The sequence below is a fragment of the bacterium genome (assembly GCA_026416715.1).
Classification (GTDB): domain Bacteria; phylum UBP4; class UBA4092; order JAOAEQ01; family JAOAEQ01; genus JAOAEQ01.
On record JAOAEQ010000030.1, the window covers coordinates 22,186 to 33,101 of the forward strand.

Consider the following 10,916-nt stretch of genomic DNA (forward strand, 5'->3'; position numbering starts at 1 on the left):
TACAATCTAATATCGGAAGAACTAAAGTTCAGAAACCGACGACTAACGTCTCGTAGAACATAGATTTTCTAACCAACATTAGTTGAAGGTTATATAACTTTAGCTAGCCTTATTTAAATCTATTAAAGACTCTTATGAACTTGAATAAACGTCAATTCCGTTTTCCCCCTGTAGAATATCGAAGTGCACCGTTCTGGTCTTGGAATGATAAACTTGAACCGCAGGAATTAGTTCGGCAAATTAACGAAATGAAACAGCAGGGACTCGGTGGATTTTTTATGCATGCGCGTAGCGGATTGATTACACCATATCTTTCGAAAGAATGGATGGCTTGTATTCGCGCTGCGGTTAAAGCTGCGAAAAAGAATAAGATGTTCGCCTGGTTATATGATGAAGACCGATGGCCAAGCGGGTTTGCTGGCGGAATTGTTCCAAAGCTATCGAAGAGTTATCGGATGAAAGCGCTCGAATACAACGCTAAAACCAAACGATTTAAAATAGTAACAATGCCGATGAACAATCCGTGGTTTAACCATACCTGTTATGTAGATACTTTGAATCCGAAAGCAATCGCTGCGTTTATCCATAGCACGCACGAAGCATATGCCCGAGTTTGCGGCGCCGAGTTCGGGAAAACTATTCCCGGCATTTTCACCGATGAACCAAATTACCATCTTGATAATTTTTCAATACCAAGTGTTCCTTGGACAACTGGATTTCGGCACTATTTCAAAACGAAAAATGGGTATGACCTTCAGCCGCATGTGATATCGTTATTCTTAAATAAAGGAAACTATTATCAGGTTCGGTTCGATTATTGGAAAACAGTTGCCAGTTTGTTTGTTGAAGCATATACCAAACAGATTTATGATTGGTGCGAGCAACACGGTCTCCAATCTACTGGACATATGCTATGTGAAGATAACCTGATGATACAGACGAAGTGGATAGGTTCAGCGATGCCGCATTACGAATATATGCAGCAGCCGGGTATAGACCATTTAGGACGAAATATCAACGATATCATGACGGCAAAACAGGTTGGTTCCGTAGCGAGCCAACTTGGGATTAAACGGGTTTTATCCGAGATGTTTGGATGTAGTGGGCAGAACATGAGTTTTTTAGACCGAAAATGGATTGCGGATTGGCATTTTATCCATGGGATAAATTTTATAAATGAGCATTTATGCCTATATTCAATGAAAGGAAGAAGGAAACGGGATTATCCACCAAACCTATATTATCAGCAACCGTGGTGGAAGTATAACCGGTTCATTCAGGATTATTTCGCACGATTGAGTTATGTTCTTTCGCAAGGGGAACGGGTTAATTCCGTTCTGGTTTTACATCCGATTGGCAGTGCGTGGAGTGTATATACACCATTGGATAAAAAGGCAGTCGAAACTTATAACACGGCTTTTATAACGTTAAGTCAGAATTTATTAGCTGCCCATTGGGATTTTGATTATGGCGATGAAACGATTCTTGCAAAATATGGAAAGATTGATGGGAACCGATTCTGTGTTGGAAAACAAAAATATCAAGTGGTAATTATGCCACCAAGTTTAACCTGGCAGGAAAGTACCGTTGACTTATTAAACCAATTCCTTGCAGCGAATGGGAAAGTGGTTAAAATACCGCCATATCCGAGCTTGGTTGACGGTAAAAAAGATACAGCGATTAATCGGATTCTAGTCCGGTCGGTACCTGGTTCACTCGAGTGCGATACCATAGATAAAATATTATCGCAATTCATTGAAAAAGAGATTACTATATTCGACTTGCAAGGAAAAAATATTCCGGAAATCTGGTATCATCATCGGAAAATCGGCAAAACGGACTTCTACTTTTTTGCGAACACCAATCACGAGCGAGCATATGAAGCAGAAGTTCAAATCGCACAAACTGGTTCTTGGGAATTATGGGACGCCTCTACCGGTGAAATTACTCCTTTATGCACAATGCAAACCAACAAACAAACGCGAATTCGGTTACCATTTATTCCCGCCGGGTCATATCTACTCCGGTGTAATCCAGAATCAGGCAACTTCAGCCGGATTCGACTCAAACAGTCATTACCTTCAAAAATTATCCGTAACATTGCCTTAGCTTCGAAATGGAGATACATTCGGCAGACTGAAAATGCGCTTACTCTGGATTACTGTCGATATCAACTCAACTCGAAACGTTGGAGTGCACGAATGCCAGTGATAAAAGTTTACGAGTTAATACGGCAACAGAGTATCGGGACTGCGTTTAAGATCCGATATAATTTCGAAGTCGGATTCCAGCTAACATCGGGTCAACGAGTATGGCTGGTAGTAGAGACACCGGAAAAATATCATATAACAGTTAATAGCCAAAAGGTATCTCAATTTCAGTTGAAAGACTTCTGGTATGATATCAGTTTTAAGAAAATCGATATCAGCGCGTTCATCAAGTTTGGGAATAATACGATTGAGTTAGCTGGTAACGTAGATAAAGAAACGGAAATAGAAAGCTGTTATCTCATTGGCGATTTTGCAGTTCAATCGACTGTTGATAACTCGTTCAAATTGGTAGATGAACATTCGTTTCTCCGTTCCGGGGATTGGGTGAAACAAGGATACCCATTTTATGCCGGGTCGATTGTCGTGGCGCAAGAAATTAAACTTGATATCAAACCGAAACAGCAAATATACCTAGAATTCGATAGAATCGATGCAACGGTTTGCGAGGTATGGGTTAATCAGGAAAAGGTTACTACCTGGTATTGGTCGCCATATACAGTTGACGTAACCAAGTATCTGAACAAGCGGGGAAACCAACGGATTGAATTGAAGTTGGTTAATTCGTTACGGAATTTATTAGGGCCGCATCATCATCAACAGGGGGAATTATTGTTCGTAGGTCCCGGTAGTTTTCGCGATTGGAACAACTGGACGGATAAATATCATTTCGTTCCCTTTGGAATCAAAGGCGGGAAACTAGTAATTTATCAATAAAATCTAATCTGTATAACCACAGATTAACCCAGATGGACACGGTAAATCGGTGTAAAATGTAATTTTGTTTATAGTAATCTGTGTAATCTGCGTTGTCATGATTTATATTTGTTTACCGGCATATAACGAAGAAAAAAGTTTACCGAAATTGTTCGATAAATTTATCAGACTAATTGAAGCTGAACCAGGTGAATATCGGATTATTTTGGTTAATGACGGAAGTCGGGATAGAACGCAATATATTGCGGAACACTATCAGTCGCAATTACCGCTCGAGATAGTAACCCATCCTGAGAATCGCGGGTTAGGAGAAGCAATTAAAACTGCATTCAAAGCAGCGATAACTCACGCGCAAGATGATGATATTATCGTCAACCTTGATGCGGATAATACCCACGACCCGAATGTTATCCCGCGATTAATTGAACAAATTACCGCCGGAGCGGATATCGTTATAGCATCTCGTTATCAGCCGGGCAGTAACCAGATTGGGGTTCCCGTGCTACGTCGGATTTGTAGTTGGGGCGCGCGATATGTTTTTCGATTTTATCTTCCGATAAAATCGGTTAAAGATTATACCTGCGGATATCGGGCGTATCGCGCAAGGTTAATTAAACAAGGGTTTGCTGAATATGGCGATGCGCTCATCGAAGCGAAAGGGTTCGCTTGTACCGACGAACTCCTAATTAAACTAAGCCGATTGACTACGAAAATTTCGGAAGTACCGTTTATACTGCGCTATGACCTTAAAGATAGCCCGAGTAAAATTAATATTCCGAAAACTGTTTTCGCTACACTCAAACTTCTTTGGAAAAACCGCAGATAACTCAACTCCAAACTCCAAATTCAGAATTTTTGTGTTTAGTCAGTACATTCTGACGGATGATGTAATCTTGTCCTAACTTTTTAATGAAAATAAACAATAGGTAGGTAGTATTATGGAATGGAGCTGACGGTCGGATTCGAACCGACGACCTGCGGTTTACGAAACCGCTGCTCTACCGACTGAGCTACATCAGCATTATCCTAAAAAAAGAACGGCACCATTTATTACATAAAATAGAATATCATAATTTTTATTAGGTGTCTAGATTGGAGAATATGCGCTGAATAGCTGCGCATAATGTTATTCGTAGCGTAACGCAACTATCGGATCGAGTAACGCTGCTTTTCGTGCCGGATATACACCGAAAAAAATGCCGACGATAACAGAAAAAACCACCCCAATAAGTATTGCGGTTAAAGGTATTTCGATATGAAAATCAGCAAAAGTTGCAATGAGATAGGTTACCGTATAACTGAATACAATTCCAACTAATCCACCGGTAAATGAAATCGCTACCGCTTCAATTAAGAACTGTTTTAGGATATCAATAGGTTTTGCACCGACCGCTTTCCGTATTCCGATTTCTCGAGTTCGTTCCGTGACGGAAACCAGCATAATGTTCATAATTCCAATCCCGCCAACTAATAGCGAAATCGCACCGATACTCGCGAGCATTGCGGTTAGAATAGCGGTTATACTTTCGAGAATACTTAAAAATTCACCCTGACTTTTAACCGAGAAATCGTCTTCATCAAGCCGACGACGAAGTAGCCGTTTAACTTCATCCATAGCTTTTGGTATATCTTCTGTTTTCGGCGTGGTGAGATAAATAAACGATATATTGGTTAGCCCAAATAAATCCTGCGCTGCCGTTAATGGGATGAACACAGTATCATCCTGATTCTGGTCGAAAATATACCCTTTTTCTTCCATAATTCCGATAACCCGGAATTTGCTCCCTTTAATCCAGATAGATTTTCCCAGCGGGTCAAGTCCGCTGAATAAGTCTTTCCATACCGCTTGTCCAAGCACACATACCCGGCGGTCAGAATCGAGATGACTTTTCCCAAAAAATTCGCCCCGGACTGGTTTCCATTCTCGGCAATCCTGAAATTCTGGGGTGGTGCCAACAACCAGCGTCGTTTTCCGAACGCGACTGCCATATTTGACAATTGCAACATTGAAAATTCCCGGCGCAACTTTCAGATGATAACTATTGCGGGATTCAAGCATTTCAGCATCGCGATATTTCAATCGATTAACCGGTGAAACCGGTCCCATTCGGTCAACGTTACCTGGCATAACGACAAAGAGATTTGTGCCAAGGCCTTTAATCTGCGAGGTAATCATTTTGCGAACCGTTAGTGAGATACCGAGAAGTAATACGACTGCTGCGACGCCAATAATAATTCCGAGCATCGTTAATGAGGCGCGAAGTTTATTTGCGGTGAGTCCTTCAAGAGCTAGTCGGGTACTTTCGATTAACTGCATATTTTCAAAATGCAAACTATTTAACGCGGAATCAGACGGTTATAACTAACGCATTTTAGTCCCTTTGTATCTGTTAGCATCCGTTTATAAAAGTTATCGTTATAATTCTTTTTTCATTACCACATACCGTCTGGATTCTTTAAATCCGACTTTAGAATAGACTACCGATGCTTTATCGTCAGTCCATAGGAGCCAAGCGTTATGGTGACCACGATTGCGCATCTGTTCAATCGTTCGCGCTAAAAGCACCTGTCCGATTCCTTTCCCTTGGTATCGATCACTGACCCCAAACGGGCCGAAATGCTCTTCTTCATATTGACAATACCCGATAATTTCATCGTCTCCTTTAATCGCGAGGAATATCTGTTCTTCTTTAAATCGACCGTAGGTTAATAGCGTCAAATTTTCTCGCGCAATCCGAATCCAATTTCCGGGCATATCTTTTCGCATAAATTCAAGATACGGGATAAGGTATTTCCGTTCATATTTCTGAATCCGTATTCCTTCCTGGAGTAACCGCTTTTCCGTTTCAAGAATTTTTTCTGGAATAGTAAACTGCCAGATATGCGCGTCCATCGATAACGGTCGTGCAGTGATTTTAAATCCGACTTTTTCGAAAAATTGCACCGCTTCCGGATACGCATGAATGTCTATGCCCGGAACGAAATAATTCGGTGCATAGGTAGCAATCGCAATAATTTTTCGGTTCCGCGCTTTAAAAAACGATTCAACTGCAGTCCATAATTTCAAGCCGATTCCCCGATGCCGGAAATCTGGGTCAACGCCAGCTGCGGTAATCCATCCCAGGTCTTCGAGCATTCCCGCTCCTTCGAGCGGAACGCGGAACACTACACCATACATAAATCCTACTAATTGACCTGACTCGGTTTTTGCGACTTGCAATCCGTCAATATCGAAGTTGGGGTCAAGCAGAATTTTCCGTTCGAATATATCCAGTGTAATTCCGTCTATCGGCAAGCAGCGATTCCATAACGCGATTAATTTTTCAGTATCTTTATAACAAAATGGTGCAACTGATATGGATTCCATAAACCAAAACTCCTTTTTTGCATTTTTTATAGATATCGGGTTAAACCCAAAGTATGACTATATTTTATTACCCGAGCTGAATTTATCTCGATGTATATCGAGGCTCGGAGCAAAGCAATATGTTGGTTTATCTTGTTATAGTGTTATTATATTAAATGAATGATTAATATTATACCGTAATTTGCGAGTTTGCAAAGATATAGATAGAGTTCACCGATGATTCTAACGGATACGAACGGAGGTGTGGAATTTAGAATGACTTAGCGCTAAGGTAAAAAATTGATACTTTACGCCAGAGTTATGTATATGGATTCAATGAATCAAATCCCTAGAAAAAGTCATTTTTATGAACGCGGGTATAGGAATTTACACTAGAGCGTTCGGATATTTCGAGACCACCAAGATGATTCTGCAGTTAAGTAGGAGTATGTGCTCCCCGGGATAGCTACACTAATTCGAACAAACACGGCGGCAACGGATGAACTATTGAACGTGGTATTATAATTATAATCACAACGATAGATACAGTTAAAACCGGTAACATATTTTGCAATCGGGATACCCCCAGAGTTTAACGTTCCGGTAAAAGGAGAGACTCGGCGTATTGTACTGTCTGTTGCTCTATAGTAATGCACGGTTGATAATCCATATCCATTATCACTATACGTGGTGCAGACGAAATAGGTGCTACTTATAGAGCCAAAATATAAGGTTTTTTGGATATCCTGACCAATTCTATACATGGCGGTCGAGATTTCTTTTTGTGCGGTAGTTTCCTGTTCGCCGACATAGAGCATTTGCGTCGATTTCGCAAATAAATCGACGATTGGAATAAGAATAACCAATAAAATTGCGGCAACTATTGCTACTTCCGGTAGTGTCATTCCTGTATTTTTGGATTGTAGATTTTGGATGTTGGATTTATGCATTGCGTTATATTCCTCCTATACTCATTTGCGTCTGATACGAACAAATCGGATTTCTAAATTTCGGGTCGGTTGTCGGGCGTCCGTATAAGTAAACATGGCAGGTAAAGGTGGTAATCCCGGTTGTCGTATCGTCGGAGCGAATCGTTTCGATTTCAAATGATGTATCAGCGCTGGAAGGATGTCGTGGATGAATTACCGTATCCACAGCATAGGTTCCTGTTGCAGGATTATATACCGTATAGGCGGTAGTATCATTAGCATTATAAATCCCGAACGCTTTGATTACCTCCATTTTATCTCTCCCGATATGGGCAGCAGTAACTACATATTCATTCTTTTTCGTATAATATTTTCCCCAGAGAACCGCACTATATACCGCAACAATACCTATTACCAAGATAAGTGCTGCAACTAATACTTCAACTAAAGTAAACCCAGCGTATAATGGTTGTTTTTGAATTGAATTCATAATAAATTAACACCCCCAAGGTTTTTCGTTGAGAGAGATATTTGATAGTGTGTTTACATACTATATGGTAATTCTCGCCAGCTTTTTGAAGCTATCTGTTTCCGACTCGTAAACCTACTCATATCAAAACCTAACGGTGGATTCAAATGAACATCCGGGTCGAACTGATAACTCCCTGAAGGGAATCCGTTGATATCAGCTCCCATACATACAATAACGCCATCAATGTCTGTTCCCTGACCATTTTTCGCATAGATACCTGAACAATATACTGCGCCACCGCGAACGATTAAAGTTGCGTTTCCCGTGGATTGGATAATACGTCCTGCATTCGGATTCGTCGTCCATGTGCTAAAATTATCAGTCGCTGTGGTATCAATACAGGCTAACGAGACATAATTCATACGGGTGGTATTTTGATTTATGGTTATATTGCTTTTATCAATGGTAATATTCCCGCCGACAGAAATTAACGTTCCATTTACGGTCAATCCATCCGAAACCATAATTGAACCTTCGACATAAATTAAGCCCGTAAATGTTCCTCTAATTGTACATACATTTCCACTCCAACTATACGTTAAACCTGCCGTTGAACCGATGGTGGTTGTTCGAGAAAGGAAACAATTTGGCGATGTCGTTGAAATTTGGTAATATGGAGTCCATTTCCCTGTTGAATCAAGAGTATACCTCGGAATATATTGCTTATTATATACCGGTCCATTAGTCGTCGAATTATATCCAGGAGGATAAGTGGTCGGGTCATTTCCAGCAGGAATAGTATTCCCCCCACCCCAGATCATATGGTTCCACGGACTATCTCCAGGAATAACTTGAACTAACACGATTCGGTGCACTGACCGAAGTCGAGTTACTGTCCCTCTCGAAGAGGCAATAGCATACGTTCCGGTTCCCCGGGAATAATATGCATAATATCGGCAATTAGCGAACTGTGCGGTATCCAGTGACCCGGTTAGATAGATATTATTTGAAGTATCGGCACTAGCGATAACCCGATTTAATCCAGCTTCTGCGGTATATAACGCTTGGGCGTAATCGTGATAAAAATATGCTTGTTCCGAAGTGAAATAAGCGAATCCGATTAATGTCATCGCTAATACGAGCATGAGTAAACACATCATCACGGCGAGAACCAACGCACTACCTGTTCGGTTGGATTTAGTAATATTGTACATAAATTCCCTCCTTTTTAGATTTATCAAGACGGAAAATCAAATAGCATGCGACTTAACCTATCTTGTTAAGTTTAGCTTAAATCCGAACTATTGTCAACTTTTTTACAAGCTATTTTTCGCTTAATTATTACATTGAGCATATTTTATGCCATAGTTTATTCCAGCTAACTCTAAAATTCTCAACGCTTATCCATCGAGTTTGCTTATTCGGAGTACAAAATTGATACCAAAACAATTGAAATATATCCAATTTGCAATCTTGAGCGGAGCAGAATGAGAATTGAACGGTTCAATTCTCATTCTGCCCCGGTATTGCTCCCTTTTCACACAATAAAAAAAAGCCATACATAATTTTTCAATCATGTATGGCAAATTAATTTATTTCTAAAATTGGGGCTACGTAATTTTCTGTTTCACATAGTTCATTAACCCGCCCGCTGCAATGAGCGACTGCATAAATGGTGGGAAACTTGCTGCTTGGTAGGTTTTCCCCGAGGTATGGTTTGTAATGGTTCCGGTAGATAAATCTACTTCTACTTCGTCACCGGTATTAATTCCCGCAACTGCGTCCGGACATTCCAGTATTGGTAACCCGATATTAATCGCATTCCGATAGAATATTCGTGCAAAGCTTTTCGCAATAATACAAGAGATTTTCGCTGCTTTAATTGCAACCGGCGCATGTTCCCGCGAACTGCCACATCCGAAATTATCCCCAGCAACAATAATATCTCCTGGTTTAACTCGGTGAATAAACTCGGCATCAATATCTTCCATACAATGCTGGGCAAGTTCATCCGGGTCAGATGTATTCAGGTATCGTGCCGGAATAATTTCATCGGTATTTACATTATCTCCATATTTCCACGCTTTACCTTTAAATTGCAGTTTATTGTTCATGTTCATAAACCATTTTGGTACTAAGTACTTGGGTTTGGGTACTTGGTACTTACTTAACCTCCTCTGGGGAACCTATCCGGCCGAGAATAGCGCTCGCTGCAGCGATTGCCGGATTGGAGAGATATACTTCACTTTTTGGATGTCCCATTCTACCGACGAAATTCCGGTTGGTAGTCGCAATAGCGCGTTCACCTTCCGCAAGAATGCCCATATGTCCACCTAAACAAGGACCACAAGTCGGCGTGCTAACCGCAGCGCCAGCATCAATAAAAATTTCAAGCAATCCTTCATTCATCGCTTGCCGATAAATCGCTTGCGTCGCCGGAAAAATGATACATCGCACATACGGATGGACTCGTTTTCCTTTAAGAATCTGCGCTGCAATCCGTAAATCTTCCATTCGCCCGTTAGTGCAGGAACCGATAACCGATTGGTCAATTAGGATAGTGCCAACCTGACTAATCGGTTTGGTATTCGATGGTAAATGCGGAAACGCTACCTGTGGTTCTATTTTGGTTACATCATATTCTTTAATCAAACAATAGTGAGCATCAGGGTCGCTCTGATAAACGGTATAGTTCCGTTTCGCGCGTGGTTTGACATATTCAAGGGTAATTTCATCCGGAGCGATGATTCCATTTTTCCCCCCTGCTTCAATGGCCATATTACACATCGCTAATCGACTATCCATCGAAAGCATCCGTATCGTTTCGCCGGTAAACTCCATCGATTTATATAAAGCGCCATCGACGCCAATATCACCGATTGTATATAGAATTAAATCTTTTCCGCTAACCCATTTCTGCAGTTTCCCGTAGTAAATGAATTTTATCGATTCCGGAACCTTGAACCACGCTTGACCGGTAATCATCGCAGCGGCTAAATCAGTACTGCCTACTCCGGTAGAAAATGCCCCAAGCGCTCCGTAAGTGCAGGTATGCGAATCCGCACCGATTATCGCATCTCCTGGTAGCACTAGCCCTTGTTCTGGAAGTAACGCATGTTCAATTCCCACCTGGCCGACTTCAAAATAGTAGGTTAATTGCTGTTCGCGCGCAAACTCACGCAATA

The 10,916-nt window shown here is 41.1% G+C and carries 9 protein-coding genes and 1 tRNA gene; 2 read left to right on the forward strand and 8 right to left on the reverse strand.

The genetic code is table 11. The features are described from left to right. The first annotated feature begins 134 nt into the window (after nt 1-134). Both N3A72_11245 and N3A72_11250 read left to right on the forward strand, forming a co-directional pair. On the forward strand, nt 135-2,984 hold the full coding sequence (locus tag N3A72_11245; protein MCX7920157.1) for a glycosyl hydrolase: 2,850 nt from the start codon (nt 135-137) through the stop codon (nt 2,982-2,984). A gap of 97 nt (nt 2,985-3,081) precedes the next feature. Further along, nucleotides 3,082-3,810, forward strand: a complete 729-nt coding sequence (locus N3A72_11250) for a glycosyltransferase family 2 protein (protein ID MCX7920158.1) — start codon at nt 3,082-3,084, stop codon at nt 3,808-3,810. A gap of 118 nt (nt 3,811-3,928) precedes the next feature. Here the strand turns inward: N3A72_11250 and N3A72_11255 are convergent. The 8 genes from N3A72_11255 to N3A72_11290 all read right to left on the reverse strand — a co-directional run. After that, a tRNA-Thr gene (locus tag N3A72_11255) sits at nt 3,929-4,004 on the reverse strand. Nucleotides 4,005-4,110: 106 nt separating this feature from the next. Continuing rightward, nucleotides 4,111-5,301: an ABC transporter permease gene (locus N3A72_11260; GenBank protein MCX7920159.1), complete on the reverse strand. Its 1,191-nt coding sequence runs from the start codon at nt 5,299-5,301 to the stop codon at nt 4,111-4,113. Nucleotides 5,302-5,400: 99 nt separating this feature from the next. After that, on the reverse strand, nt 5,401-6,351 hold the full coding sequence (locus N3A72_11265) for a GNAT family N-acetyltransferase (GenBank protein MCX7920160.1): 951 nt from the start codon (nt 6,349-6,351) through the stop codon (nt 5,401-5,403). Between the two features lie 371 nt (nt 6,352-6,722). Further along, nucleotides 6,723-7,280 (reverse strand): hypothetical protein, encoded by a 558-nt coding sequence (locus tag N3A72_11270; GenBank protein ID MCX7920161.1) that lies wholly within the window; start codon nt 7,278-7,280, stop codon nt 6,723-6,725. Nucleotides 7,281-7,284: 4 nt separating this feature from the next. After that, complete coding sequence (locus tag N3A72_11275) at nt 7,285-7,749, reverse strand: prepilin-type N-terminal cleavage/methylation domain-containing protein (protein ID MCX7920162.1); 465 nt, start codon at nt 7,747-7,749, stop codon at nt 7,285-7,287. A 53-nt stretch (nt 7,750-7,802) separates the two neighbouring features. Further along, complete coding sequence (locus N3A72_11280) at nt 7,803-8,945, reverse strand: hypothetical protein (GenBank protein MCX7920163.1); 1,143 nt, start codon at nt 8,943-8,945, stop codon at nt 7,803-7,805. A 396-nt stretch (nt 8,946-9,341) separates the two neighbouring features. Continuing rightward, nucleotides 9,342-9,845: a 3-isopropylmalate dehydratase small subunit gene (gene leuD / locus N3A72_11285; GenBank protein ID MCX7920164.1), complete on the reverse strand. Its 504-nt coding sequence runs from the start codon at nt 9,843-9,845 to the stop codon at nt 9,342-9,344. Between the two features lie 49 nt (nt 9,846-9,894). Further along, the coding region (locus tag N3A72_11290; GenBank protein MCX7920165.1) for a 3-isopropylmalate dehydratase large subunit at nt 9,895-10,916 on the reverse strand (1,022 nt) is incomplete at its 5' end.

Coding starts and splice junctions, on each gene's coding strand:
- N3A72_11245 (MCX7920157.1), top strand. CDS start 135: ATGAACTTGAATAAACGTCAATTCCGTTTTCCCCCTGTAGAATATCGA.
- leuD (MCX7920164.1), bottom strand. CDS start 9,845: ATGAACAATAAACTGCAATTTAAAGGTAAAGCGTGGAAATATGGAGAT.
- N3A72_11270 (MCX7920161.1), bottom strand. CDS start 7,280: ATGCATAAATCCAACATCCAAAATCTACAATCCAAAAATACAGGAATG.
- N3A72_11265 (MCX7920160.1), bottom strand. CDS start 6,351: ATGGAATCCATATCAGTTGCACCATTTTGTTATAAAGATACTGAAAAA.
- N3A72_11280 (MCX7920163.1), bottom strand. CDS start 8,945: ATGTACAATATTACTAAATCCAACCGAACAGGTAGTGCGTTGGTTCTC.
- N3A72_11275 (MCX7920162.1), bottom strand. CDS start 7,749: ATGAATTCAATTCAAAAACAACCATTATACGCTGGGTTTACTTTAGTT.
- N3A72_11260 (MCX7920159.1), bottom strand. CDS start 5,301: ATGCAGTTAATCGAAAGTACCCGACTAGCTCTTGAAGGACTCACCGCA.
- N3A72_11250 (MCX7920158.1), top strand. CDS start 3,082: ATGATTTATATTTGTTTACCGGCATATAACGAAGAAAAAAGTTTACCG.